Origin of the sequence: Tessaracoccus lacteus (genome assembly GCF_029917005.1) — a bacterium.
Classification (GTDB): Bacteria; Actinomycetota; Actinomycetes; order Propionibacteriales; family Propionibacteriaceae; genus Arachnia; species Arachnia lactea.
On sequence record NZ_CP123967.1, the window covers coordinates 2,471,320 to 2,498,047 of the forward strand.

Annotated in this window: 20 protein-coding genes and 1 tRNA gene; 6 read left to right on the top strand and 15 right to left on the bottom strand. The window is 70.2% G+C overall.

From position 1 onward, the window contains the following. Positions 1 to 4: 4 nt before the first annotated feature. Positions 5 to 316 carry a hypothetical protein gene (locus tag QH948_RS11530; protein WP_281144516.1) on the top strand — a complete coding sequence of 104 codons (312 nt, stop codon included), beginning with the start codon at positions 5 to 7 and terminating at the stop codon, positions 314 to 316. Position 317: 1 nt separating this feature from the next. Here QH948_RS11530 and QH948_RS11535 read toward each other — a convergent pair whose 3' ends face one another. Genes QH948_RS11535 through QH948_RS11545 form a run of 3 tightly spaced genes read right to left on the bottom strand, consistent with a single transcriptional unit; the run spans position 318 to position 4,287 of the window. Beyond that, on the bottom strand, positions 318 to 2,900 hold the full coding sequence (locus QH948_RS11535) for a multicopper oxidase domain-containing protein (protein WP_281144517.1): 2,583 nt from the start codon (positions 2,898 to 2,900) through the stop codon (positions 318 to 320). Beyond that, complete coding sequence (locus tag QH948_RS11540) at positions 2,897 to 3,985, bottom strand: DUF8744 domain-containing protein (protein WP_281144518.1); 1,089 nt, start codon at positions 3,983 to 3,985, stop codon at positions 2,897 to 2,899. The genes QH948_RS11535 and QH948_RS11540 overlap by 4 nt, the downstream gene beginning before the upstream one ends. A gap of 20 nt (positions 3,986 to 4,005) precedes the next feature. Continuing rightward, positions 4,006 to 4,287 (bottom strand): DUF2249 domain-containing protein, encoded by a 282-nt coding sequence (locus QH948_RS11545; protein ID WP_281144519.1) that lies wholly within the window; start codon positions 4,285 to 4,287, stop codon positions 4,006 to 4,008. A gap of 133 nt (positions 4,288 to 4,420) precedes the next feature. On the opposite strand from QH948_RS11545, the gene QH948_RS11550 reads away from it, so the two are divergent. Beyond that, positions 4,421 to 4,849 carry a pyrimidine dimer DNA glycosylase/endonuclease V gene (locus tag QH948_RS11550; RefSeq protein WP_281144520.1) on the top strand — a complete coding sequence of 143 codons (429 nt, stop codon included), beginning with the start codon at positions 4,421 to 4,423 and terminating at the stop codon, positions 4,847 to 4,849. A gap of 570 nt (positions 4,850 to 5,419) precedes the next feature. Here the strand turns inward: QH948_RS11550 and QH948_RS11555 are convergent. From QH948_RS11555 to QH948_RS11580, 6 genes are all read right to left on the bottom strand, one after another. Then, a tRNA-Arg gene (locus QH948_RS11555) sits at positions 5,420 to 5,495 on the bottom strand. 165 nt (positions 5,496 to 5,660) lie between these two features. Continuing rightward, positions 5,661 to 6,239, bottom strand: coding sequence for a GNAT family N-acetyltransferase (locus QH948_RS11560; protein ID WP_281144521.1), 579 nt, complete (start codon positions 6,237 to 6,239; stop codon positions 5,661 to 5,663). A 183-nt stretch (positions 6,240 to 6,422) separates the two neighbouring features. Next, positions 6,423 to 7,400 carry a M14 family zinc carboxypeptidase gene (locus tag QH948_RS11565; protein WP_281144522.1) on the bottom strand — a complete coding sequence of 326 codons (978 nt, stop codon included), beginning with the start codon at positions 7,398 to 7,400 and terminating at the stop codon, positions 6,423 to 6,425. A gap of 85 nt (positions 7,401 to 7,485) precedes the next feature. Further along, the gene (locus QH948_RS11570) at positions 7,486 to 8,496 is read right to left on the bottom strand and encodes a dihydroorotate dehydrogenase-like protein (RefSeq protein WP_281144523.1); all 1,011 of its coding nucleotides are present in this window, start codon (positions 8,494 to 8,496) and stop codon (positions 7,486 to 7,488) included. Positions 8,497 to 8,499: 3 nt separating this feature from the next. After that, positions 8,500 to 12,063: a pyruvate:ferredoxin (flavodoxin) oxidoreductase gene (nifJ, locus tag QH948_RS11575; protein ID WP_281144524.1), complete on the bottom strand. Its 3,564-nt coding sequence runs from the start codon at positions 12,061 to 12,063 to the stop codon at positions 8,500 to 8,502. Then, entirely contained in the window at positions 12,060 to 13,694 is a 1,635-nt protein-coding gene (locus QH948_RS11580; protein WP_281144525.1) for an NAD(P)-binding protein, read from the bottom strand. Before QH948_RS11580 ends, nifJ begins: the two co-directional genes overlap by 4 nt. A 474-nt stretch (positions 13,695 to 14,168) precedes the next feature. Here QH948_RS11580 and nrdD point away from each other — a divergent pair, with 474 nt between their 5' ends. Then, the gene (gene nrdD / locus QH948_RS11585) at positions 14,169 to 16,367 is read left to right on the top strand and encodes an anaerobic ribonucleoside-triphosphate reductase (RefSeq protein WP_281144526.1); all 2,199 of its coding nucleotides are present in this window, start codon (positions 14,169 to 14,171) and stop codon (positions 16,365 to 16,367) included. After that, positions 16,367 to 16,975: an anaerobic ribonucleoside-triphosphate reductase activating protein gene (gene nrdG / locus QH948_RS11590; RefSeq protein WP_281144527.1), complete on the top strand. Its 609-nt coding sequence runs from the start codon at positions 16,367 to 16,369 to the stop codon at positions 16,973 to 16,975. Before nrdD ends, nrdG begins: the two co-directional genes overlap by 1 nt. Positions 16,976 to 17,011: 36 nt before the next feature. Here the strand turns inward: nrdG and trxA are convergent, their stop codons facing one another. The 4 genes from trxA to QH948_RS11610 form a co-directional block, all read right to left on the bottom strand. Then, positions 17,012 to 17,356, bottom strand: a complete 345-nt coding sequence (trxA, locus tag QH948_RS11595) for a thioredoxin (protein ID WP_281144528.1) — start codon at positions 17,354 to 17,356, stop codon at positions 17,012 to 17,014. An 87-nt stretch (positions 17,357 to 17,443) separates the two neighbouring features. Further along, complete coding sequence (locus QH948_RS11600) at positions 17,444 to 18,187, bottom strand: class I SAM-dependent methyltransferase (RefSeq protein ID WP_281144529.1); 744 nt, start codon at positions 18,185 to 18,187, stop codon at positions 17,444 to 17,446. Next, positions 18,180 to 18,872 (bottom strand): metal-dependent transcriptional regulator, encoded by a 693-nt coding sequence (locus QH948_RS11605; protein WP_281144530.1) that lies wholly within the window; start codon positions 18,870 to 18,872, stop codon positions 18,180 to 18,182. The genes QH948_RS11600 and QH948_RS11605 overlap by 8 nt, the downstream gene beginning before the upstream one ends. Before the next feature lie 66 nt (positions 18,873 to 18,938). Beyond that, entirely contained in the window at positions 18,939 to 20,078 is a 1,140-nt protein-coding gene (locus QH948_RS11610; protein WP_281144531.1) for an N-acetylglucosamine-6-phosphate deacetylase, read from the bottom strand. Between the two features lie 54 nt (positions 20,079 to 20,132). On the opposite strand from QH948_RS11610, the gene serC reads away from it, so the two are divergent. Beyond that, entirely contained in the window at positions 20,133 to 21,233 is a 1,101-nt protein-coding gene (serC, locus tag QH948_RS11615) for a phosphoserine transaminase (protein ID WP_281146194.1), read from the top strand. A 3-nt stretch (positions 21,234 to 21,236) separates the two neighbouring features. On the opposite strand, the gene QH948_RS11620 is transcribed toward serC, so the two are convergent. After that, positions 21,237 to 22,208 carry a hypothetical protein gene (locus QH948_RS11620; RefSeq protein WP_281144532.1) on the bottom strand — a complete coding sequence of 324 codons (972 nt, stop codon included), beginning with the start codon at positions 22,206 to 22,208 and terminating at the stop codon, positions 21,237 to 21,239. A gap of 492 nt (positions 22,209 to 22,700) precedes the next feature. Between QH948_RS11620 and QH948_RS11625 the strand changes: the two genes are divergently transcribed. Beyond that, complete coding sequence (locus QH948_RS11625) at positions 22,701 to 23,318, top strand: hypothetical protein (protein ID WP_281144533.1); 618 nt, start codon at positions 22,701 to 22,703, stop codon at positions 23,316 to 23,318. A gap of 3 nt (positions 23,319 to 23,321) precedes the next feature. Here the strand turns inward: QH948_RS11625 and QH948_RS11630 are convergent, their stop codons facing one another. After that, positions 23,322 to 26,717 (bottom strand): pyruvate carboxylase, encoded by a 3,396-nt coding sequence (locus QH948_RS11630; RefSeq protein ID WP_281144534.1) that lies wholly within the window; start codon positions 26,715 to 26,717, stop codon positions 23,322 to 23,324. Positions 26,718 to 26,728: the final 11 nt, after the last annotated feature.

The following is a 26,728-nucleotide window of genomic DNA, read 5'->3' on the forward strand; positions in this document are numbered from 1 at the left end:
GCCCATGATGATCCTCAGCCACGAAGCAGTCTTCACCGTTGACGGCGTCCGCTGCGCCGTCGTCACCACCCGACCCGAGGCCCTGATGCCGGCGGTGCCGGTCGTCGAGGAGGCGGTCTCCGCAGCCGAGGTTCGCGTCGCGTACTGGCAGCGGATGGGCATCGCGTCGCTGGCGAAGGCCAGGCTGGCCGAGCGGATCGTCGCCCGGCTCCGCGCCCTTCTCCCCGGCGGATTCATGGTGCGGATCGGCGACGAACTCGCCACCGCGGGCGAGCGCCCCGACGGCGGCTGGCAACTGCTTTCCGCCGCCGCCTGAGCTACCCGGTCACCTCGACGACGCCGTGCGCCCCACGCTCGGCGTCGATCATCACGTGGCTGACGACGGGGTAATGACCGGCCTCGGTGAAGCTCAGCTCGACGAACCCGCCCTCGGCCGGCTGGAGTGCCAGCGCCTGACTGCCTCCACCGGTGGAACCGAACGCATCCACGCCGTCGCGGAGCAGGTAGGCACCCTCGCGGTAGACGGTGTCGAACTGGCCGCCGACGATGTGGAAACTCGTCGCCCGGCTGGGGCCGGCATCGAGCACGAAGAAACGCACCGTCTCCCCGACCTCCGCGACGAACGGCTCCTGGTCGTACTGGTTGGCGATACCGTTGAACACCACCCTCGTCGGGTCGCCGGTGGCGACCGCGGCGGCGTCCACCTCGGTGGCACCGTCGGCGCTGTCGGCGAGCTGGCCGTACACCTCTGACTGGACGACGACATACTCCCGGTCGACCTCCGCTAGGCCCTCCTCCGGCTCGATGATGACCGCGCCGTGCATGCCCGCGGAGATATGGGAGCTCATCGGGGCGGTTGAGCAGTGGTACATCCACACCCCGGCGCGGTTCGCGGTGAAGGTGTAGACGAGGCTCTCCCCCGGCGCGATGGTCCGCATGGGGTCGTCGGGCGCGATGTCGCCGGCGTGGAAGTCGATCGAGTGGCCCATCGACCCGTCGTTGATCAGCGTGATCTCGAACGTGTCGCCCACCCGCCCCCGCAGCACCGGCCCGACGCCGTTGCCGTTGAACGTCCACCGGGTCTGCCACAGGCCCGGCGCCACCTCGAGCGGCACCTCGGTTACGCGGAACTCGTAGCGGTGCACGTCGCCGTCGTCGAGGACCGGGGCCGTCGGGTCGACCACCGAGCCGACGGCCGCGTCGTCGTCCGCCGTCGCGCCGTGGTCCATGGTGGCGTGGTCGTCGGGGGATGCGGTCGCGGCCGTGCCGTTCACGACGATGTCGAATGTCATGCCCATCTGTCGGTGACCGACGACGGTGCACCAGCCCTGTTCGCTCGCGCCGACGATGCCGAGGTCGAGGTCGGCGGTCTCCCCCTCGGCGAGCCTCGGGGTCCGCTGACCGCCGATGGACAGATCGTGCACGTTCGTGGGGTCGGTGTTCGTGAGGTGGATGACGAGGCGGTCGCCGGCGTTGACCTCGACGCTGCTCGGCCTGAACTGCATGTCGTGGGCGGTGACGTCCACCTCGACGGTCCGGCCCGTCGCGGGAACCTGCGCCGACGTCGTCGTCCCGCCGACGGCCTGCGGGTCGAGGCCGAAGCCGAGCGTCAGCGCCAGGGAGAGGGCGGCGATGCCCGCGATGAGCCCGTTGCCGGTCAGCGCGGCGGGTCGCTGCGTCGGGCCCGTGGCCGGTTCCCCGCGGACGGCCCTGCGTCGCTCCGCGACCGACGCCCGGGTGCCGACGATCAGTAGCGGGACGAACACCGCGAAGGCCGCGAGAACCAGCACGGAGACGGTGACGCGCGCCCAACTGGTCAGCGGGAGTAGCCACAGGAGGAGCCCGCCGTTGGTGATCACGAGCCGCGCGGTCGCCCAGCGGTCGAACCAGGCCGCGCCCGCCCGCACCACCCGCGGGCCGCCGCCCAGCACTGACGGAATGAGGTACGACAGTGCCCCGGTGAGGAGCTGCAGCAGGAACCCGACGACCCACACGGCCGCCAGCAGCGGGTAGCCGTCCGCGAGCTCGAGGTCGTCGGAGAAGGCGACGTGCCATGCCGTCATGAGGAGCGCGACGCAGGCCCAGACGGCGCCTGCACCGATGGAGGCGGAGGCGAACTCGCGCGGCGGCTTGCGGAGGGCCGGGGCGACGAGGCAGCGCCCGAACCAGACGAGCCCGGCGGCGTAGCCGAGTATCCCGACGGCGGCGACGGCGCGGAGGCCGACAAGCGAACCCGCCACGATGACCGTCAGCGCGACCACCAGGATCGGGAGCGCCTGGCGCGCGAGGGCCTCGGCGCGGTCGTCCATCCGGGTCCGCAACACCGTCGGCCAGAACGTGACGAGCGTGCCGACGACGGTCAGCCCGACCCAGCCGAGCAGCATCACCATGGTGTGCGCGACGAGGAACCGCGCGTGCCAGGCGTCGCCCAGCCCGAAGGCCAGCGTCACGCCGAACCCCGCGCCGACGGGGAGGCACAGCGCCGCGGCGACGTAGTACCTGACGCAGATCCGGAAGCGCCCCGGCAGAGCCCGGCGCAGGTCCCGGACGAGCACCGCCGCGTGCCAGCCGACGGCCACGGAGACGATGCACGCCCCGACGACGACCATCGGCCACACCGCCGTCGGCACTCCGACCAGGACCAGCAGGGACCCGACGCCCAGCGCGCCGAGCCGGATGTCGGTGAGCCGCCTCGTCGCGTCGTCGGCGCGGGACTTCAGCAGCGCAGAGGAGAAGTGGGCGCTCCACACCATGATGGAGTGCGTGATGGCCCCGAGCGCGACCAGGTGCACGAGCAGCCAAGTCGACTCGGGGATCCAGCGGTGGGCGATCGCGACGGCGACGGCCGCGACGAACCAGGCGACGACGGCGTAGTCACGCCACGAGCGGCCGCGCCTCATCTCTTCACCACCGAGTATCCGACGGTGACTGCGAAGGCGAGCATGGAGACCACGGTGAGGATTCCTCCGACCTGATAGACGTGGACGGCCGCGGACAGAGCCCCGAGCGTCCGCACGGCCAGTCCGCACTGCAGGAGGGCGAGCGGGATCCACATGGCCGCACGATACGGGAGCCCCCGGCCGATGACGGCGGGGAAGATGATGGGGGCGTGCGCCATGATCATGGACACGCCGAAGCCGAGGAACACGCAGTGGATGACGGCGTCGTAGGGGCCGCCTTGGGTCACGGACCCCGCCACGAGCCAGATGACCCCCGCGATCGCGAGCCAGCAGTTACCCGCCAGGAGAGCGGCCGCGTTGAACCGGCGGAGCCCGCGTGACCGGATCATGCGGCGCCCCACATCGTCGCGGATCAGCCACACCGAGACCAGCACGGCGCCGAGGCCCAGCACGCGCGACCCGGCGTCGGGCAGCACCACCGACAGACCCGCGCCTGCGCCGACGACCGTCGTCAGGGTGAGCAGCATCCGCACCGCGCCGGGCCCCATGCTCAGCTGCGCGAGCTCCGCGCGTTCGGAGGCGATCGTGAGGATGAGGTAGGCGGCCAGCAACGGAATCATGCCCGGGAGGTCGGCGACCAGCAGCCCGAACGCCGCACAGACCGCGAACAGCACCGCCAGCGCCTGGGCCGCCACCAGAGGCAGCGGGGCCCTGACCCACAAGGCCACGGCCACCGCGAGGAAGGCGATCGTGCCGTCCAGGAGCAGCAGCTTTCCGAGCGTCTCCGGTGCTCCCGCCAGCAGGGCAACGGCCCCGACTCCCAACAGCGTGGGCGCCAGGTAGGCGAGCGGGTTGCGCAGCGCCTGGGCCCGCTCGAGCGAGATGAGCGTGCCCATGAAGCCGAGCACCATGACGGGGCCGTGGAGCTCCCCGACCCGCGTCGAGGCCACCGGGGCCCACACCCCCAGCCGGACCAGGCCGGCGTTCAGGCCACTCAGCAGGCTCACTCCCGCGAACGCGATGCACATGACCCGCCAGCGCACCCAGCGGTCCGTCGGGGTCGGGGTGTCAGGACCGCGGCTCATGAGGGTCGGGCCGTTTCGGATCAGGACCGCGACAGCTTCATGCGCCACGCCTGGGGACCGCGCTGCAGATACTCGACCGTGATGCCGGAGCCGTGGCGATCCTGGATCCGCGTCAACAGCGGCTGCGGATCGTGCGGGGCAACCAGGACGAATCCGGCGCCGGTGCTCAGCGAGTCGACCACCCCGAGGATGGCGGCGTGACGGATGGCGTGCGGGATCGCGCGCGCGTCAAGCTCAGGCACCGCCTCGTCGTGTTCACCGCAGCTGCAGCTGGACTGTTCGAGGAGTTTCAGATCAGACACGGGCCTGATGGTACTCCGGCCACCCGGCACCCACCTGCGGCGGGTCCCGTGCTGCGCCCAGCTCCCGGCCGAGTCGGCCCGGATCCCTCCGCGCACCTTGCCCGACGACGTGCCGCCGGGACACACTGGCCTCATGCGCCTGTGGTCCCTTCATCCCCGCCTGCTCGACAGGCAGGGACTGACGGCGTGCTGGCGCGAGGCGCTGTTGGCGCAGGCCGTGCTGGCGGGCCGGACCCGCGGCTACCGCAACCACCCGCAGCTCGACCGGTTCCGGGCGACGACCGACCCGATCGCCGCCGTCGGCGCGTACCTGTCGGCGGTCGCGGACGAGGCGGAGGCCCGCAGGTACCGCTTCGACAGAGGCAGGATCGACGCGCCGGGCGGGTACGACGGGACCATCTCGGTCACCGACGGGCAGCTTGCCTTCGAGTGGCGGCACCTGACCGCGAAGCTGGCCGCCCGCTCCCCCGCGTGGTCGCCGGATCCCGGCCCCGGAACGCCGTCCCACCATCCGCTGTTCACCGTCGTCACCGGCCCCGTCGAGCCGTGGGAACGGGTGTGACCTCGACCACCCTGCCCGCACGCCGCGGAGGACGGGGCGGGGATCAACAGCGTGCCTTGTCAGCGGAAGTTCGCCGCGCCGGGATCGCTTAACCGACCCCGCCGCAGCGCCCGTGCGGAGGGGGTCTAGAGTCCTTCTTGTCGCTCCCTTGGCCTCCCCCCATTGCCACAGGGAGCGACACCGTTTCCTGGGCATGTCGGCACCGTCGCCGACCTCAGCCTGGCCGTACGAGGAACCCTTCGACAAGCTCAGGGCCTTTCGACAAGCTCAAGGAACCGCGGGTCGTTGAGCTTGTCGAAACGCCAGATCCGGATCGTTGAGCTTGTCGAAACGCCAGATCCGGGTCGTTGAGCTTGTCGAAACGCCAGATCCGGGTCGTTGAGCTTGTCGAAACGCCAGATCCGGGTCGTTGAGCTTGTCGAAACGCCCTGAGCGGAGCGAAGGGTCCAACCCGACCCCGGCCCCTCGCCTCGTCGGCGCTGGAGCGCCTCGTCGGCGCCCTTCGACAAGCTCAGGGAACGGCAAACCGCCGCCGACTCGGCAGCACACCTTGTCAGCCACGGTTCTGGCTGGCGGCCCCGGGAGGATTCGAACCTCCGGCACATGGTTTAGGAAACCACTGCTCTATCCCCTGAGCTACGAGGCCAGCGGGTACAAGAATAGCGGCCCTGAGACGGTGCCCGCACCGTCGGCGCCCTGGCCGCGGCACGTACCTCCGCCCGGCGGTCGTCGGCTAGGTCGGCGGGCGCCACCATCCGTCGTCTCGGGCGTTGCGCAGTCATGGTGACGACGAGTGACGAGGCAGCGGCCATCACACGTGATAGGCGGCCAGGGCGCCGACGAGGCCATCGCGCGCTGTCGGCCACTCGTCACGGGTCAGGGAGTAGCTCGCGGAGTCGCGGACCGAGCCATCCGAGCGGGCCTGGTCGCCGCGGATGACACCGTCGAGGCGGGCGCCCAGGCGCTCGATCGCGCGTCGGCTGCGCAGGTTCAGCGAGTCCGTGCGCCAGGCGACGGTTTCCGCGCCCAGGTCGTCGAACGCGTGCCCGAGGAGCAGCAGCTTGGCAGCCGTGTTGATGTGTGTGCGCTGCGAGCTCTGCGCGTAGAACGTCCAGCCGACCAGCAGCCGACCAACGGCCGCGTTGACGTCGTAGTAGCTGGTGGAGCCGACGACGCGACCGGTCGGGGTGTCGATGACCGCGAAGGCGATGCGTCCCGTTGACACCGCGATGTAGCCCTCGACCTCGTCGGGCGACGGCACCGACGTCAGGGGGTCACGCCACAGCTCGCCATCGCGCACCGCCTCGGCCAGGCCCGCCGCGTGCTCCGGGCCCAGCGGCTCCAGTCGGACGCCGTGGCCCTCGAGGACCGTCGTCTCCACGTCGCGCATCGAACCCCTTCCTTGGCCGGCTGCTCTCCGCCAGCCCTGTCCAGGACGCCAACGGTGTTCACCGACGCCAACGATATTCGCGCGAATACCGTTGGCGTCGGTGAATACCGTTGGCGTCGCGGTTTTCTCGTTGGCGTCTGGGGGTGGGCCGACGGGGCCGGTGGGCCGACGGGGCGGGGCACGTCAGTAGTGGCCGCCCAGGGCCTTGACGAGGCCGTCGCGGGCGGTGACCGTCACGTATCTCTTCGACGGCGAGGAGCCGTACTCGACCGTGATCGCGGCCCCGTCGAGGGTGTGGTTGACCCACTGGGTCATGGTGCCGCGGCACCCGGTGCGGCAGGTGAACGCCTTCGAGGGCAGCTTCAGGTAGTTGATCAGCCGCTTCTGCAGGGCCGTGTTCTTCACGCCGTCGCTGTCTACGCCGTAGAGCGGCTGGTGGATGCCGACGACGTAGCGGGGATCGACGTCGGCGAGGAACGCCTTGAGCGCCTTCGACTCGGGCTCCGAGAACGCCTTCGGCCCGGAGTAGTAGCGGCCCTTCGCCGTCTTGACCCACTTGTAGCCCCAGTTGCGGTTGAGGTCGACACCACGGGCGTTCGCCCTTGTCCCGGCCGCGTAGCCGTCGGGATTGATCGTCGGGATCACCCACAGCGAGATGCCCTCGACGGTGCGGGCGTCGGCCATCAGTGCCCTGGCGGTGTCGACGCCGGCCTTCTCCTCGCCGTGGAACTGACCGATGACGACGGCAACCTTGGACGCGTCGGAGTCCCCCACCTGGTAGGCGTAGATCGTCCGACCCTTGACGGACTCGCCGACCTTCACGCGGGAGACCCACTGGGCCTTCTTCGTGTACTTGAAGGTCACCCAGTAGACCTTCTTGTTCAGCACGATCTGCAGGCGTCCGTGCTCGCGGACGCCCGTGTGCCGGATGGTGCTGCCCTTCTTGATGATGCGCGCGTAGGCCTTGCCCGTGCTCGCCTTCCACAGGTGCAGCTCCGCCGTGGCGATGCGGTAGCCGACGGTCTTCGGCAGCGCGGCCGCCTTGGCCGGGGCGGTGAGGACGGGCGAGGCGGCGGCGGGGGTGGGCGCCGCGACGAGCGGTCCGCCCGCCACGGCCAGGGCGAGCAGCGCGGCCGCGATCGCGTGTCGGGTGCGGGTCATGTCGGGCTCCGTTCCGCGTCGAACAGTGTCCGTCACGGTAACCCCGACCCAGGGTCAGCCCTCCCGCCCCCTCAGGCGGTCCGCCTCAGCGCAGCGACCCGTAGGTCTTCTTCGCCTTCTCCAGCGCCGACACGTACCCCGCGCGCTCGTACGCGTCGGGCGCGGTGTCCTTCGGGACGGCCAGCAGCCCGCGAGCCTGGGCCAGCGGCAGGTTCCGCGCCTCCAGCCACTCCTCCAACCCGTCGACGAGCACCTGGGCGTAGGCGGCTCCGCGGCGCACGAGCGCCGACGTGGTCATCACGACGTCGGCGCCGGCGAGGATGTACTTGATGACGTCCTCCGCCGTGTCGACCCCGGTGGTCGCGGCCAGCGAGGCGCGGACCTTGTCGCGGAGCACCGCGATCCAGGTGCGGGGCAGGCGGGCCTCGATCGGCGACGACAGCGACACGCCGGACTCGATCGTCACGCGGTCGATGTCGATGTCGGGCTGCAGGAAGCGGTTGAACAGCACGAGCCCGTCCGCGCCGGCCGCGTCGAGCTGCAGCGCCATGTTGCCGACCGACGAGAAGTACGGGCTGAGCTTCACGGCCACCGGCACGCTGACGGCCTGCTTGACGCCGGCCAGAATGTCGACGTGGCGCTGCTCGACCTCGCGGCCGGTCATCGTCAGGTCGCCGGGCACGTAGTAGATGTTCAGCTCGATCGCCGCGGCGCCGGCCTCCTCGAGGCGGCGGGCCGTGTCGGTCCAACCGCCGACCGACGCGCCGTTGAGCGACGCGATGACAGGCGCCTCGCACAGCCGCGTGGCCTCCTCGACCAGCCTGAGGTACGGGTGGCTGGCGTCTCGGCGTGTGTTCGGGACGTTGGGGAAGTAGCTGATCGCCTCCGCGAAAGAGTCGTCGTACAGCTCCTCCAGCTCGGCGATCGACGCGGCCTCGCGGCGCAACTGCTCCTCGAACAGGGAGTAGAGCACGATCGCGCCGACGCCCCCGTCGTCCAGCGAACGGATGCCCGCCACCGTCTGGGAGAGCGGCCCGGCGGACGCGACGAGCGGGTTGCGCAGCTCGAGTCCGAGGTACTTCGTCGTGAGATCCATTGGTCAGTCCCTCCTGGGGTCGGCGGCGAAGCGTTCGGCGCCTCTGGTTGCGAGCTCCTCGTACTCCTGCCAGCGCCGGTCGACCTGGGCCTGGGCCAGCGAGACGAGACGCTCGGCCTCCTCCGGATCGGCTGCCTTCAGCACCTTGTAGCGCAGCTCGGCGGACTGGTACTGCTTCAGCGACAGGCGCGGGCGGGGCGAGTCGAGCAGGAACGGGTTGCCGCCCGCGTCGCGCAGCACCGGGTTGTAGCGCATCAACGGCCAGTGCCCGGAGTTCACGGCGCGGTACTGCTGGTCCAGGCCCTTGCGCATGTCGATGCCGTGCGCGATGCAGTGGCTGTAGGCGATGATCAGGCTCGGGCCGTCGTAGGCCTCCGCCTCGCGGAACGCCTTGAGCGTCTGCTGCGGGTCGGCGCCCATCGCAACGCGCGCGACGTAGACCGAGCCGTAGGCCGAGGCCTGCATGGCCAGGTCCTTCTTGTTGGTCAGCTTGCCGGCCGTGGCGAACTTCGCGACGGCGCCGAGCGGCGTCGACTTGGACGCCTGCCCACCCGTGTTGGAGTACACCTCGGTGTCCAGCACCAGGACGTTGACGTTGCGGCCCGATGCCAGGACGTGATCGACACCGCCGGAGCCGATGTCATAGGCCCAGCCGTCGCCGCCGACGATCCACACCGAGCGGCGGACCAGATGATCGGCGACGCTGCGGAGGTCGGCCGCCACGGTGCCGGGCATCGACGCGATCGCCTCCTTCAGCCGGTTGACCCTTGCCATCTGCGCCGCAAGCTCGGAGCCCTGCTGCTGCGGGGCGGTCAGGATCGCGTCGATCAGCTCGTCGTCGTCCAGCTCGGGGCGCAACTGCTCGAGCCTGGTCCGCGCCAGGTTCTCGTGCAGGTCGGCCGCCAGCCGCATGCCCAGCCCGAACTCCGCGTTGTCCTCGAACAGCGAGTTCGACCATGCCGGGCCCCGGCCCGCCGCGTTCTTCGCCCACGGGGTCGTCGGCAGGTTGCCGCCGTAGATCGACGAGCAACCGGTCGCGTTGGCGATGGTCGCGCGGTCGCCGAACAGCTGGCTCAGCAGCTTGAGGTACGGGGTCTCGCCGCAGCCCGTGCAGGCTCCGGAGAACTCAAACAGCGGCTCGAGGAACTGCGTGCCGCGAATCGTGCCGAAGTCGACGCGCGAGCGGTCGTTGACGGGGATCGACTCGAAGAACCCGATGGCCTCCCTGTCCGCCTCGCGGTCCAGCTTGGGTGTGAGGTTGATCGCACGCCTCGAAGGCTGGTCGATCGGCTTGACCGGACACGCCTCGACGCACAGCCCGCAACCGGTGCAGTCCTCGAGGTAGACCTGCAGCGTGTAGCTCGTCTCGGGCAGGCCTGCGGCGTTCAGCGGGGCGCTGAGGAACCCTTCGGGGGCACCCTCGGCCGCCGACTGCGGGTAGGACTTGGCCCGCAGCACCGCGTGGGGGCACACGAACGCGCAGTTGCCGCACTGGATGCAGCTCTCCGGGTCCCACTCGGCCACGATCTCCGAGATGTTGCGCTTCTCGTACTTCGTGGTGCCAGACGGGAACGTGCCGTCGACGGGCAGCGCGGAGACGGGCAGGTCGTCGCCCTTGTCCTGCAGCATCTCGGCGGTCACGGTGCGCACGAACTTCGGCGCCCCAGCGGGCACGGGCGGGATCAGGTCGTGGCCGGAGCTAGCCTCCTGCGGCACCTCCAGGTGATGCAGCTCGGCCAGCGTCTCGTCGACGGCGATGTGGTTCTTCCGCACGACCTCCATCGACTTGCGGGCGTAGGTCTTGGTGATCGACGCCTTGATCCGCTCGATGGCCTCGTCGCGGGGCAGGACGCCCGAGATGGCGAAGAAGCACGTCTGCAGGATGGTGTTCGTGCGCGAGCCCAGCCCGGCGGCACGCGCCACCTTGCCCGCGTCGATCACGTAGACGTCGACGCCCAGCTCGATGATCCGCTCCTGCAGCGGGCGCGGCAGGTGGTGCCACGTGTCGTCGCCGTGCGGGGAGTTCAGCAGCAGCGTGGTGCCGGGGCGCGCGAACTTGAGGATGTCGACGCGCTCGAGGATCGACCAGTGGTGGCAGCCGATGAAGCTGGCCCGGTTGACCAGGTACGGGGCCCGGATCGGGTTCGGGCCGAAGCGCAGGTGCGAGACCGTACGCGAGCCGGACTTCTTCGAGTCGTAGACGAAGTAGCCCTGCCCGTAGGCGCCCTCCTGCGAGCCGAGGATCTTGATGGTGTTCTTGTTCGCGCCGACGGTGCCGTCGGAGCCGAGACCGTAGAACAGCGCGCGGACGGTCTTGGGGTCCTCCAGGTCGAGGGTCGCGTCGTAGTCGAGCGACAGGCGGGTCACGTCGTCGTTGATGCCGACCGTGAACCGCGGGCGCGGGTGCTCGGCCGCCAGCTCCGAGAACACGGCGGCGGCCATCGCCGGGGTGAACTCCTTCGACGACAGGCCGTAGCGCCCGCCGATGACGCTGGGCAGGCTGCCCCGGCGGCCGTCGGAGACGGCCTCGGCCAGCACGCTGGTGACGTCGAGGAACATGGGCTCGCCCGAGGCGCCGGGCTCCTTGGTGCGGTCGAGCACGGCGACGCGCTCGACGGACTCGGGCAGCGCCGCGAGCAGCGCCTCGGCCGGGAACGGGCGGTACAGCCGCATCTGCAGCACGCCGACCTTCTCGCCCTGCGCGTTCAGCCGGTCGACGACCGGCAGCACGGCCTCGATGCCGGAGCCCATCACGATCACGACGCGGGTGGCCTCGGGGTCGCCGTGGTACTCGACAAGGTGGTACTCGCGGCCCGTCAGCGCAGCGAACTTGTCCATCGCGGCCTGCACGAGGGTGGGAACCCACTGGTAGTACGGGTTCGAGGTCTCGCGGGACTGGAAGTACGTGTCGGGGTTCTGGGCCGTGCCGCGGATGAACGGGTTGGCGGGGCTCAGCGCGCGGGCGCGATGCTCGAGGACCAGCTCGGTCGGGATGAAGCTGGCCAGCTGCTCGTCGGTCAGCAGGTCGACGGTGTTGAGCTCGTGCGACGTGCGGAACCCGTCGAAGAAGTGCACGAACGGGATGCGCGTGGTCAGGGTCGCGCGGTGCGCGATGGCCGCCATGTCGTGCGCCTCCTGCACCGAGGCGGAGCTCAGCAGGCTGACCCCGGTCTGGCGCACGGCCATCACGTCCTGGTGGTCGCCGAAGATCGAAAGGCCCTGCGTCGCGAGCGAGCGGGCAGCCACGTGGAACACCGTCGAGGTCAGCTCACCGGCGATCCGGAACATGTTGGGGATCATCAGCAGCAGGCCCTGCGACGCGGTGAAGGTCGTCGACAGCGCACCGCCCTGCAGCGCGCCGTGCATGGCCCCGGCGGCGCCACCCTCGGACTGCATCTCGATGACGGTGGGCACCTGGCCCCACACGTTGGCGCGGTGGTGCGCGGCCCACTCGTCGGCCAGCTCGGCCATGGTGGAGCTCGGGGTGATCGGGTAGATGGAGCACAGCTCGCTGACCCGGTAGGCGACGTCGGCGGCAGCCTCGTTGCCGTCCATGATCTTCCTCATCGCTGGCCCTCCGCGATCATCTCGATGGCGTGCACGGGGCACTGCTCGAAGCAGGTCGCGCAGCCGGTGCATTTCTCGTAATCGAAGCGGTACCGGTGCCCCTTGCCCAGCTTGATCACCGCGTCCTCGGGGCAGGCGCCGAAGCAGCCGTCGCACTCGAAGCAGTTGCCGCAGCTCAGGCAGCGGCGGGCCTCGAACTGGGCCTCCTCGTCGGTCAGGCCGGCGACGATCTCGCCGAAGCTCTCCACGCGCTCATCGGTGTCCACCTCGGGCTGCTGGCGGCGGGCGTGGTCGCCGAAGTACCAGACGTTCATCTGGTCGAGCGAGACCATCGGGTGCTTGGGCGCCGGGATCCACTCCTCCGAGTTGAGCCAGGCGTCGATCCGGCGGGCCGCCTTCTTGCCGTGGCCCGTGCCGATCGTGACGGTACGGTCCGACGGGACGGCGTCGCCGCCGGCGAAGATGCCCGGCACCGCCGTCATGAGCGTGTTGGGATCGACGTCGACGACGTCGTCGTTGAACGACATGCCCGGGATGGCGTGCAGGAAGTGCGTGTCGGCGCGCTGGCCGAGCGCGAGGATGACGGTGTCGGCGGCCAGCTTCTCGAAGCGGCCTGTGCCCACCGCGCGACCCTCGTCGTCGAGCTCCATGATCTCGACCGTGATGTCGTCGTCGACCGACGTGATGGTGCGCAGCCAGTTCATCTTGACGCCCTCGGCCTCGGCGCCCTCGCGCTCCTCCTCGTTGGCAGGCATCTGCGCCTCGGTGCGGCGGTACACGACGACCGACTCCTCCGCGCCCAATCGACGGGCGACGCGGGCCGCGTCCATCGCGGTGTTGCCGCCGCCGTAGACGGCGACCCGGCGGCCGATCTTCGGCCGCTCGCCAGACGCGACGTCACGCAGGAAGCTGACGGCGTCGACGACGTGCGAGGCGTCGGCCGTCGGGATGTCGACGCGCTTGGAGATGTGGGCGCCCACCGCGACGAAGACGGCGTCGAAGCCGCCGTCGGCCTGGGCCTTCAGCAGGTCCTTGATGGGCGAGTTCTGGTGGAACACGACGCCGAGCTCGACGAGGCGTCCCAGCTCGGCGTCGAGCACGGAGCGCGGCAGGCGGTACTCGGGGATGCCGTAGCGCATCATGCCGCCGGGCTCGTCGCCGGCGTCGAAGATCTCGACCTCGTGGCCGAGGCGCGCGAGGTGGTACGCGGCCGACAGGCCGGCGGGGCCGGAGCCGATGACCATCACCCGGCGGCCCGACTGCCTGCGCGGCTTCGGATACTGCCAGCCCTTCTCGATGGCCAGGTCGCCGAGGTAGCGCTCAACCGAGTGGATGGACACCGACGAGTCGAGGCCGCCGCGGTTACAGGCAGTCTCGCACGGGTGGTAGCAGACGCGGCCATGGACGGCGGGGAACGGGTTGTCGGCGACCAGCTGGCGCCACGCGGCCTCGGCCTCGCCGACCTTGATCAGCCGCAGCCACTCCTGGATGTTCTCCCCGGCGGGGCAGCCCGCGTTACACGGGGGCAGCATGTCGAGGTAGATCGGCCTGCGGGACCTGACAGGGGCGACGCGCCCCTTGCCCTGACTGAGATCCGGCTGGGGCGTCATGTCCCGGGGTTCGGTAGACATCGCGGATGTCACGACCTTTCCAAATTGCTCTACTACGAGCCATCGTAGGGGCCGCATCCGGGCTTCCGCAGGGCGGGGCTTCAGCTGATTCGCGACCGCCACTCAATGGCAAACTACGTCACTTCGGCGTTGCCTAAATCGAACTCCGCCTCGCTTCGCTCGGCGCCCTTCGACAAGCTCAGGGAACCGGAGAGGCAAGCCCAGGGAACCGGAGAGACAAGCCCAGGGAACCGGAGAGACAAGCCCAGGGAACCGGAGAGACACGCTCAGGGAACCGGAGAGACACGCTCAGGGAACCGGAGAGACAAGCCCAGGGAACCGGAGAGACAAGCCCAGGGAACCGGAGAGACACGCTCAGGGAACCGGAGAGACAAGCCCAGGAAACCAACCCACCCCAACATATTGGGCGGGACAGGTGGCCGAACTACTACATCTAGTAGTACCGTTGCCGAAGCTCACCCGGGAGGACCGCAGATGACCACCAGCGCACGACCCGTCGCCGTCATTGACCCAGCACTCACCAATACGCTGACGGTGGAGAAGCGCGACGGCAGGCAGCTGCCCTTCGACACGCGTCGAATCTCGGGCGCCATCCGGCGGGCCTACCGCGAGGTGCACGGCGAAGTGACAGCGCAGCACGCGGCCCGCATCGAGGAGCTGGCCGGCGCGGTCGTCGCCGAGGTTCGCTCCCGCTTCAGCGCCGCCGTGAAGATCTACGAGATCCAGTCGGCCGTGGAGCACACCCTGCTCGGGGCCAACGAGTACGACGTTGCCCGCGCCTACATCGACTACCGCGTGCGACGCGACTTCGCCAGGGCTCGCGCCACCGACGTCAACCACTCCGTCGGCCGACTCCGGGCCCGCGACGAGAGCGTCCTCAACGAGAACGCCAACAAGGACGCGGATGTGTTCAACACGCAGCGTGACCTCACCGCCGGTGCGGCCTCGAAGGCGATCGGCCTGCAGATGCTGCCCGCGCACGTCGCCAACGCGCACCAGAAGGGAGAGCTGCACTTCCACGACCTCGACTACCACCCGTACGCCCCGATGACGAACTGCTGCCTCATCGACTTCGAGACGATGTTCCGCAACGGCTACCGGATCGGCAACGCGCAGGTCGAGCCGCCCCGCTCGATCCAGACGGCCACCGCGCAGATCGCGCAGATCATCGCCAACGTGTCCAGCAGCCAGTACGGAGGCTGCTCCGTCGACCGCATCGACGAACTGCTGGCGCCGTACGCGGGGCTGAACCACGCCAAGCATCTCGAGGACGCCCGCCGTTGGATCCCTGACGTGGCGGCCCAGCGGGCGTACGCGCTCGAGAAGACGGCCAGGGACATCCACGACGCCATGCAGTCGTTGGAGTACGAGATCAACACGCTGTTCACCAGCAACGGGCAGACGCCGTTCACGTCGGTCGGCTTCGGGCTCGGCACCGGCTGGCTCTCCCGCGAGATCCAGCGCGCCATCCTGCAGATCCGCATCGGGGGCCTCGGCCGCGAGCACCGGACCGCGATCTTCCCCAAGCTGATCTTCACGCTGAAGCGCGGCCTGAACCTGGAGGACGGCGACGAGAACTACGACATCAAGCAGCTCGCCGTCGAATGCGCGACCAAGCGGATGTACCCCGACGTGCTGAGCTACGACCGGATCGTCGAGCTGACGGGCAGCTTCAAGGTGCCGATGGGCTGCCGCTCGTTCCTGCCGGCCTGGCAGGACGAGGAGGGCAACGAGGTGACGGCCGGCCGCATGAACCTCGGCGTCGTGACCCTGAACCTGCCCCGCATCGCACTGGAGACTCGCGGCGACGTGTCGGCCTTCTGGGTGCTGCTGGCCCAGCGCCTCGACGTCATGCGCGACGCGCTGCTCTACCGCGTTGAGCGGTGCAAGGAGGCGGTGCCCGCCAACGCCCCGATCCTCTACCGCTACGGCGCTTTCGGGCACCACCTCGCGCCCGCCGACGACGTGGATCAGCTGTTCCGCGACGGCCGCGCCACCGTCTCGCTCGGCTACATCGGCCTCTACGAGGTCGCCACCGCGTTCTTCGGCGGCGCCTGGGAGTCCGACCCCGCGGCCAAGGAGTTCACCCTCGCGGTGCTGCGGCGCCTCTACGAGCGGGCCCGCGAGTGGAGCGCTGAAAGCGGCTATGCGATCAGCGTCTACTCCACGCCCAGCGAGTCCCTGACCGACCGGTTCTGCCGCCTCGATCAGGAGAGGTTCGGCCGCGTCGCGGACATCACGGACAAGGACTACTACACCAACTCGTTCCACTACGACGTGCGCAAGGCGCCGACGCCGTTCGAGAAGCTGGACTTCGAGAAGGACTACGTGCCCTTCACCACCGGCGGCTTCATCCACTACTGCGAGTACCCGGTGCTGCAGCAGAACCCGAAGGCGCTGGAGGCCGTCTGGGACTACGCGTACGACCGCGTGGGCTACCTCGGCACCAACACCCCGATCGACCGGTGCTTCGAGTGCGGCTTCGCCGGCGACTTCGCGCCCACCGAGCAGGGATTCCGGTGCCCGTCGTGCGGCAACGACGACCCGGGCAGCGTCGACGTCGTCAAGCGCACCTGCGGCTACCTCGGCAACCCGCAGGCCCGCCCGATGGTGCACGGGCGCCATGCGGAGATCTCGGCGCGGGCCAAGCACCTGGGCGGCGACGGCTGCTGATGCCCCGGATCCCCGACCCGGCGACCTGGCGCTCGGAGCGGGTGAGCCAGGCCCACATCGCCGACTACAAGCCGTTCTCCATGGTCGACGGCGAGGGCGTGCGCTGCTCGCTCTACGTCAGCGGCTGCCTGTTCGCGTGCGAGGGCTGCTTCAACGAGGCCGCTTGGAGCTTCCGCTACGGAACCCCCTACGACGAGGCCCTCGAGGACCGCATCGTCGCGGATCTCGGCAACAGCTATGTGCAGGGGCTGTCCCTGCTGGGCGGGGAACCGTTCCTCAACACCGGCGTCGCGCTGAGGCTGCTCGAGCGGGTGCGGGCTGACCTCGGCTCGGCGAAGGATGTCTGGTGCTGGACCGGCTACCGGTTCGAGGATCTGCTGGAGACCGGCAGCCCCGACCAGCTGGCGCTGCTGCGGGGGCTCGACGTGCTCGTCGACGGGCCGTTCGAGCTGGCGTCGCGGGACCTGACGCTGCAGTTCCGCGGCTCTTCCAACCAGCGGGTGCTCGACGTGCCCGCGTCGCTGTCCGACGGCCGCGCCGTCGAGTGGGCCGGGTTGCGCGCACAGGGGCCGGCGCCCGAACAGATCGACCGTCGCCAGTTGATCTGAACGGGGCACCGGCCCCGGAGTGGGTGCGCTGGAGGCTCAGGCCTTCGCGTCGGCCTCGAGGTCGAGGTCCTTGATCTGCTCGATCAGGGAGTCGAGCTGCTTGCCGCTGAGGAGGCCGGACTGACGGAAGACCAGGTTGCCCTCCTTGAAGCCCATGATCGTGGGGATCGACTGGATCTCGAGGGCCGTGGCGAGGTCGCGGGCGTCCTCGGTGTCGACCTTGCCGAAGACCACGTCGCCGTGACGCTCGGAGGCGTCGTCGTAGATGGGCGAGAAGCGCTTGCACGGGCCGCACCAGTCGGCCCAGAAGTCGACCAGCACGACCCCGTTGTCCTTGACGGTGGCCTCGAAGTTCGCTGCGGTCAGCGCGGTGGTCGCCATGGGGTGACCCCTTTCATGAAGTCTGAATCTTGAGTCGTCTTTGCCAACAACCTCGGGCGTCGCGGTATTCCCTCGAGGGTACCCGGGTCACTTGATGGCGATGATGCGGCGCATGGGCAGCGGCACGCGCACCGGCCCGTCGGCGAAGCGCGCTCGGAGGAACTCGACGGCGGCGCCGACACGGTCGGCGTCGCCCGGGGGCCTGAGGCCCTCGAACAGCCGGACGGCGTCGTCCTCGTCGGCGACCTCGTAGTAGTACTTGGCCCGCTTGTCCTCGGCCTTCGTCAGGCCGACCGCCCCCAACGCGGTGCGCGCCTTGAACTCGGTGACGCCCGGCAGGTGCGGGGCGACGCGCAGCTGGCCGGCCAGGCGACTGATGAGGCGCAGGTCGTCGACGTTGGCGGGCCGCATCGACGGGGTCAGCGTGGCGAACACACCCCCTGGCCGGAGCACGCGGGCCACCTCGGAGAGGAACCGCGGCCGGTCGGCGACCACCGAGATGCCCAGCGAGGAGACGACGGCGTCGAACGAGCCGTCGGCGAAGGGCAGGTATGAGGCGTGGGCCTGGACCAGCGGTCCGCGGCCGCGGCGCTGGGCCTCCAGCAGCTCCTCGCGGGACCGGTCGAGACCGGTGACGGTGCGGCCGGGCCGCTCGAGGCGCTCGATCATCGCGCCGGCCCCGCACGCCAGGTCGAGGACCTGCGTGGCGGAGGCGGATACGGCACGACTCAGCCACTCGTAGGGGGTGGAGCCCCCTCCGAACGCGCGCGACAGGACACCCTCCATCGCTCCGGCGTTGAAGGTCGCCTCCTCGGGTTCGAGCTCAGGCATCGACCGCGACGAAGAGCAGCGCTGCCTCGTCCTCGTTGAGCGTGACCGACCGGTCCTCCTGCACGAGTCGGACCAGGTGTCCGTCGCGCGTGGCCTCGAACTGACCGCCCGGCCGGAGCCCGAGGTCGGCAAGCGCGATCAGCGTGTCGTCCTGGGCCTGGATCGACTCGCTCATCCGGCGCAGCGAGAAGATCCTGGGCTCGATGCCGACGACGTCGGCCAGCGGCTCCGCGCCGTGCCTGAAGGGCACGTGATCGGCCTCGACGCCCAGGTCCTTCAGACCCGGGATCGGGTTGCCGTAGGGGGAGACGGTCGGCGCGTGCAGGATGCTGACGAGCCGCTTCTCCACCTCGATCGAGATGACGTGCTCCCAGCGGCATGCCTCGTCGTGCACCTTGTCCCACTCGAGCCCGATCACCTCGGTCAGCAGGCACTCGGCGAGGCGGTGCTTGCGCATCACGTCGCGGGCCAGCTTCGCGCCGCGGCGCGTCAGCTTGATGGTGCGGTCCGGCTCGACGACAAGCAGGTGGTCGCGCTCCATGCGCGCGACCGTCTGCGACACCGTCGGGCCGGACTGGCGCAGGCGCTCGGCAATGCGGGCACGCAGCGGAGGAACACCCTCTTCGAGCAGCTCGTAGATGGTGCGCAGGTACATCTCCGTCGTGTCGATCAGATCGCCGCTCATGTTCCGCCTTTCAGTTCAGTCCATCCTAGTCGGCGCGCCCGCGGCGTGCCGTCGTTTGCCCGTGGCTCAGGCGGGGGCGACGACCCACTCGCCGCGCCGCATGACGCCGTGCAGGGCGCCGTCGTCGTCCACCAGGCACACGTCGGCGAAGCGGCCGGTCTCCAGCGCGCCGACCTCGTCGAGGCCGTGCCACAGCGCAGGCGTCGTCGCAGCCATCAGTGCGGCGTCGGGGATCGAGACGCCGACCTGCTCGACGACGAACTGGAACGCGCGGTCCATCGTCAGCGTCGAGCCGGCGATGGCACCGGGGCTCCCGTCGGCGGTCGCGAGACGGGCTGTGCCGTCGGTGACGATGACGTCGAGCTCGCCGAGCACGTATCGACCGTCGCCGGTGCCGGTGGCGGACATGGCGTCGGTGACCAGGGCGACGCGGCCCGGGCCGGCGGCGTCGATGGCCATGCCTGCCACGACGGGCGCCAGGTGCACGCCGTCGCAGATCAGCTCGACCATGACGCGCTCGTCGGACAGCATCACGGGAACCGGGCCGGGCAGGCGGTGGTGGATGGGTCGCATCGCGTTGAAGAGATGCGTCACGACGTTGGCGCCCCACTCGACCGATTCCGCGGTGGTCACGTCGTCGGCGTCCGAGTGCCCGAACGCGACGGCGACGCCGGCCTCGCGGAACCTGCGGGTCGCCTCCTCGCCATGGTTGCGCTCCACCGCCAGCGTGATCATCTTCAGCGCCGGACCGCCCGCCCCGATCAGCCGCTCGACGAGCTCGGGGGTGGGGTCGCGGAGAAGATCGATGTCGTGCGCACCCTTGCGTTCTGGCGCGAGGAACGGGCCCTCCAGGTGGATGCCGGCCAGTTCCCCCGCGGCGACGAGCCCCGCGAGCACCTTCTCCTGCGCCACGAGCTTCTCGACGGGCTCGGTGACCGTCGAGGCGAACATCGTCGTGGAGCCGTGGCTGCGGTGGTGGTCGATGATGGCCTGATTGTTCGCGGGGTGGGGGTCGCCGAAGCTGTACCCGACCGCGCCGTGCGTGTGGGTGTCGACGAATCCCGGCACGGCCCACAGCCTGAGCCCCTCCCCCGCGACGCCGGGGGTCACGGAGACGATCCGGCCGTCGTCGATGGTGATGACGGCGTCGTCGACGACGCCGTCGGGGGTCACAGCACGTGCAACGCGCAAGGTGGAGGTGGCCATGGCTCAAACCTATCCACACCGGCGCAGCGGGCGGAGGGTGGGCCTAAGCTGACGATCGTGCAGATCCAGATCCCCGCAGAACTCCTCCCCGTCGACGGCCGTTTCGGGTCCGGGCCGGCCAAGGTACGCGCCGAGGCGCTGGAGTACCTCTCCATGCGCGGCGACATCATGGGCACCTCGCACCGCCAGGCCCCCGTCCGGTCGCTGGTCGCGGCGGTGCAGGAGGAGCTGGCCGACCTCTACGACATCCCCGACGGCTACGAGGTGGTCCTCGGCAACGGCGGCTCGACGCTCTTCTGGGACATGGCAGTGAGTTCCCTGGTGGAGAACCGGTCGGCGCACGGCGTGTTCGGCGAGTTCTCGCGTAAGTTCGCCTCCGCGTCGGCCGCGGCGCCCCACCTCGCGGACCCTGCCGTCTTCGAGGCCGAGCCGGGTTCGGTGGCCCTGCCGGAGCCGGGCGACGCGGATGTGTTCGCCTGGGCGCAGAACGAGACCTCGACGGGTGCTGCGGCCCCGGTGCTCCGTATCGGCGACGGGCTCGTCGTCATCGACGCCACGTCGGCGGCGGGCGGCATGGAGGCCGACATCTCCGAGACCGACGTGTACTACTTCGCCCCGCAGAAGAACTTCTCGTCCGACGGCGGCCTGTGGCTCGCGTTCGCGTCTCCGGCGGCGATCGAGCGCGCGGAGCGCATCAAGGCGTCCGGCCGCTGGATCCCGCAGAGCCTCGACTTCACGCTGGCCGTGGCGAGCTCCCGCCAGCACCAGACCCTGAACACACCCGCTCTGGCGACGCTGCTGCTCCTGGAGGACCAGCTCGGCTGGATGCTGGAGCTCGGCGGCATCGAGGCGGTGGCCGCGCGCTGCGCCCAGTCCTCCGGCGTGTTGTACGAGTGGGCCGAGAAGCGGGCCTTCGCGTCGCCGTTCGTGCCCCACCCCGGGTTCCGCTCCCCCGTCGTGGCGACCCTCGACCTGGTCGACGGCGTCGACTCGAAGGCGCTGATCGCCGCCCTGCGCTCCAACGGGATCGTCGACATCGACCCCTACCGGGCGTTGAAGCGCAACCAGCTTCGGGTCGGCTGCTACGCGTCGGTGGACCCCGAGGACGTCGAGGCGCTCACCGCCTGCATCGACTACGTGGTCGACAGGCTCTGATCGTCAGTTCCGGATGAACCAGGTGACCACGCCGGCGGCGACGGACAGCAACGCCGCCAGGCCGATGGCCACGTAGGTTCCCGTGCGGGTCGGGGAGGAGCCGGAGTCCTCCTCCTCGTCCTCGGCGTCGTCGGCAGCCGGGCTCTGACTGGCGCTGGCCGACGGGGACGCGCTCGCGCTGGGCGAGGGGCTCGCGGAGGGCTCGATCGTGGTCGTGGTGTCGGAACTTGGCACCTCGGTCGTGCGGATCTCCGGGTTGCCGCCGACGTAGATCTCGTCATTGGCTCCGACCGCAATCGATTCTGCATCGGGCGCGCCGACGATCGTGTCGGTCACGAGCGGCTCCCACGTGAAGGCGTCGATGTACTCGATGCCGACCTTGGTGCGCAGCGCCATGGTGGAGCCGTCCTTCAGGAAGACGCCGTCGGTCACGCCGTCGGGCGCGTCCGCCACGCGGGTGAGAGTGTTCATCGCCGTGCGCGAGGGCTGCGCGGCCGCGTAGTAGATGCCGGGGTCGTCGCCGTCGGTGACGACGTAGAGGTTGCCGCGCGCGGAGATCATGAACGCCTTCGCGTCGCGTGCCCCGTCGGCGTACTGGAAGTCGAACGCGTTGTACGTCTGACGCCCGGTCTGAGTGCTGGCGAGCCGGAACACGACGACGTGGTCGCGCGAGGCGTCCGGGTCGCCGATGTCGGCGATGTAGAGGCGCGAGGAGCTCCAGGCCAGCGCCTGGACGGACACGGGGTCGCCGCCGAAGGTGACCTCATCGCCAGTCTCGGCGTTGACGATGATGCCGTCGTCGGCGCGAGCGCCGGCGATCCAGAGGTCGCCGCTCCCCGGTGCGTAGGCCATGCCAACGACCGGGGCGTCGGCGTCGGCGACCTCGATGCCGTCGGCGGCGGCGGTCAGGGGGGCCAGGCAGATCAGGCCCACCCCCGCGGTCAGGACGGCTGCGCCGCATCGCGAAATGCTCATCAGTGGGTCAGCATATCGGCACCGAATCGATCAGAGTGCACCGAGGATCACCAGCACGATCATGGCGATCAGCACGAGGGACACGACCACGCGCCGGCTTCTCGGATTCATGCGCTCCAGCCTATCCGCGCCAGACAAAGCGAGCCGATGGCCAGGTGAGCCCCTTCGCTGCGCTCAGGGCGTTTCGACAAGCTCAACGACCCGCCCCCTCCCGGTTCCCTGAGCCCCTCCCGGTTCCCTGAGCCCCTCCCGGTTCCCTGAGCCCCTCCCGGTTCCCTGAGCCCCTCCCGGTTCCCTGAGCCCCTCCCGGTTCCCTGAGCCTGTCGAAGGGCGCCGAGCGAAGCGAGGCGATGATCGGGTGCGACCCAGCGAGCCGACGGCCAGTTGCGACCCTTCGCTACGCTCAGGGCGTCTCGACAAGCATGTGCTGAGCCTGTCGAAGTGCTCGACGACCCGGTTCCGCGGCGACGCCGGGCAGGTTACGGTTGACCTATGCAGAGACTGATCGTCTGTGCGATCGCGATCGACGACGTGCGCGACTTCTTCCGAGCCGACGAGACGCTCGGTGCCCGGTTGAGGTCCGTGGCCGCCAAGCGCTTCGCCCCGCCCGCTCCCCGGAAGCGACGGCTGTTCGCGCCGCTGACCCGGCACGACCCCAACGTCGTCGCCGACCCCTCAAGGCCCGACGGCACGGACCTCACCACGATGCTCAGCGGCGGATTCGTCGCACCTGAGCGGCTGGCGCCGTCGTGGAAGCTGCTGACCGCCTGGCTGGAGGAGCTGTCCCGGGCCAGTCGTTCCGTCGTCTGGGATGACGCCTCGTTCAACACGCTGGAGTGGGAGCTGGCGCGCGCCGGCCTGAACAGCGACTACTCGCTGCGATCCCTGGCCGACCGCGAGCTGGGCCTCCCGCTGCGACCTTTGCAGGGACAGGTGGCCGGCTACGCGAAGCACGTGCACGTCGTCGAGACGTACCGCGCGCTGCGCGAGGCCGTCGCGAGGGCCGAACTCGGCGCGGCGGACAGGGCCTTCATGGATCCTCTCCTGTCGGTCCTGAAGGTCGCCGCGTCGAGCCCGGACCTCGACGTCGTCATCGTCGGGGCCGAGTAGCGTCTAGCCGATCACCAGCACGAGGTCGCCGCCCTCGAGCTGCGTCGTGCCGGGCAGCACCACGCGCTTCACGACGCCCGCGACCGGCGCGTTGATGGCCGCCTCCATCTTCATGGCCTCGATCGTCGCCACCTGGTCGCCGACGGAGACCGAGTCGCCAACCTCGACGGTCGGGGTAACGGCCCCGGAGAACGGGGCGGCGACGTGTCCCTTGTTGGAGGTGTCCGCACGCTCTGCGGTGGCGACCTCGGACGCCATACTCAGGTCCCGCACCCGCACCTGGCGCAGCTGACCGTTCAGCAGGCACATGACGTTGCGCTTGCCGCGCTTGTCTGCGCCGGAGATCGCCTCGAGCGCGACCAGCAGGGTGACGCCCTTCTCCAGCGTGACCGCGTACTCGCGCTCGGGCTCCATGCCGTAGAGGTACGGCTCGGTCGGCAGCACCGAGATGTCGCTGTAGTCGAGGCGCCACTGGTCGAAGGCCCTTGTCGGGGCCGGGAACAGCAGACGGTTCAGCGTCTCCTGGCGGGGGCGGCCGGGAGAGGCCAGCAGCGCCAGGTCATCCTCGGCAACCTCCGCCTCACGGACGGGGACGCGTCGTCCCTCGAGGGCCTTCGACCGGAAGGGCTCCGGCCAGCCCCCGGCCGGCTGACCAAGCTCGCCGGACAGGAAGCCGACCACCGAGTCGGGGATGTCGAACTTCTGCGGGTCGGCCTCGAACTCGGCCGGGTCCGCCCCGACAGCGACCAGGTGCAGGGCCAGGTCCCCGACGACCTTGGACGAGGGCGTGACCTTCGTGGGGCGGCCGAGGATCTTGTCCGCCGCGGCGTACATGTCCTCGACGGCCTCGAAGCGGTCGCCGACGCCCAGCGCGATCGCCTGCTGACGGAGATTGGACAGCTGCCCGCCCGGGATCTCGTGCGTGTAGACGCGGCCGGTCGGCGCGGGCAGGCCCGACTCGAACGGGGCGTACAGCTTGCGGACGGCCTCCCAGTACGGCTCGAGCGCCAGCACGGAGGCCTGGTCGAGGTCCGCCTGGCGCGGGTTCTGGTCGAGGGCGCCCAGCAGGGCCGACATCGGCGGCTGCGACGTCGTCGAGCTCATCGGCGAGGAGGCGACGTCGACGGCGTCGACACCCGCCTCGATGGCGGCGAGCAGCGTCGCCATCTGGCCGCCGGTGGTGTCGTGCGTGTGCAGGTGCACCGGCAGGTCGAACCGCTCGCGCAGCGCCGTGACAAGCCTGCGGGCCGCTTCGGGGCGGATCAGGCCGGCCATGTCCTTGATCGCCAGCACGTGCGCGCCGGCGTCGACGATCTGCTCCGCCAGCCGCAGGTAGTAGTCGAGCGTGTAGGTCTTCTCGGCCGGGTCGAGCAGGTTTGACGTGTAGCAGAGCGCGACCTCAGCGACCGAGCTCGTCGAACGGACGGCCTCGATGGCCGGGCGCATCTGCTCGATGTCGTTGAGCGCGTCGAAGATCCGGAAGATGTCAATGCCGGTCGTGGCGGCCTCCGCCACGAAGGCCTCGGTCACCGCGGTCGGGTACGGCGTGTAGCCGACGGTGTTGCGGCCACGCAGCAGCATCTGCAGGTTCTGGTTCGGCATCGCCTCGCGGAGCTTCGCCAGCCGCTCCCACGGGTCCTCGCCGAGGAACCGCAGCGCCACGTCGTAGGTGGCGCCGCCCCAGCACTCGACCGAGAGCATCTGAGGCAGCAGCCGGGCCTGCAGCGGCGCGATGGTGGTCAGGTCGCGGGTCCGCACGCGGGTCGCGAGCAGCGACTGGTGCGCGTCGCGGTAGGTGGTGTCGGTGACGCCGACGGCGGTCTGCTCGCGCAGCGCCTTCGCGAAGCCCTCGGCGCCCAGCGCCTGCAGCCGCTGACGCGGGCCGTCCGGCGCGGGGACCGTCAGGTCGAGCGTCGGCAGCTTGACGGCCGGGTCGAGGTGCGTCGGAGCGGGGCCGTGGGGCTTGTTGACGGTCACCTCGGCGAGCCAACGGAGCAGGCGCGTGCCGCGGTCGGCGGGCGTGCGGGCGCTGAGCAGGTACGGGCGCTCGTCGATGAACGACGTGGTGACGCCGCCCTTCTCGAAGTCAGGGTCGTCGAGCAGCGCGCGGAGGAACGGCAGGTTAGTCGCGACGCCGCGGATGCGGAACTCGGCCAGCGCACGGCGGGCGCGGGCCGTGGCGGCCTCGAGCGTGCGACCGCGGGCGGTCAGTTTGACCAGCAGCGAGTCGAAGTGGGGGGAGATCTCCACGCCGGTGCCGGTGGTGCCGCCGTCGAGGCGGATACCCGCGCCGGAGGCGGAGCGGTAGGCCGTGATCATGCCCGTGTCGGGTCGGAACGAGTTGAGCGGGTCCTCGGTGGTGATGCGGCACTGCAGTGCCGCGCCGCGGATCTGCAGCTCGGACTGGCGGATGCCGATCTCCTCGAGGGTCTCGCCGCGCGCGATGCGCATCTGCGCCTGCACGAGGTCGACGTCGGTGATCTCCTCGGTCACGGTGTGCTCGACCTGGATGCGCGGGTTCATCTCGATGAAGACGTGGGTTCCGGCGCGCGGGCCCTCCGTCTCGACGAGGAACTCGACGGTGCCGGCGCAGGTGTAGTTGATGGCCTTGGCGAACTTGACCGCGTCGGAGGTCAGGGCGTCGCGGAGCTCCTGCGAGATGTGCGGCGCGGGGGCGATCTCCACGACCTTCTGATGGCGGCGCTGGATCGAGCAGTCGCGCTCGAACAGGTGGACGGTGTTGCCCTGCTGGTCGGCGAGGATCTGCACCTCGATGTGGCGCGGGGCGGCGACGGCCTGCTCGATGAACACCGTCGGGTCGCCGAAGGCGCCCTCGGCCTCGCGCATCGCGGCGCCCAGCTCCTCGGCGAACCTCGCCTCGTCGTCGACGCGGCGCATGCCGCGGCCACCGCCGCCGGCGACGGCCTTGATGAAGACGGGGAAGCCGATCTCCTTCGCGCCGCGGATCAGTTCGTCGGGGTCGGTCGAGGGCGGGCAGGACGCGAGCGTCGGGACGCCCGCCTTGCGGGCCTCGGCGATGGCGGCCACCTTGTTGCCTGCCATCTCCAGCACCGTGGCGGACGGGCCGACGAAGGTGATGCCGTTGGCCTCGCAGGCGGCGGCCAGGTCGGGGTTCTCGGAGAGGAACCCGTAGCCGGGGTAGATCGCATCGGCGCCGGACTCCTTGGCCACGCGGATGATCTCGTCGATGTCGAGATAGGCGCGGACGGGGTGACCCTCGCTGCCGATCAGGTACGACTCGTGGGCTTTGATCCGGTGGTCCGCGTTCCGGTCCTCATACGGAAAAACTGCCACGGTCTTGAGGCCGAGTTCGACGGCTGCGCGGAACCCGCGCACGGCGATCTCGCCACGGTTGGCGACCAATACCTTGCTGAACATGGTGAGCAGCC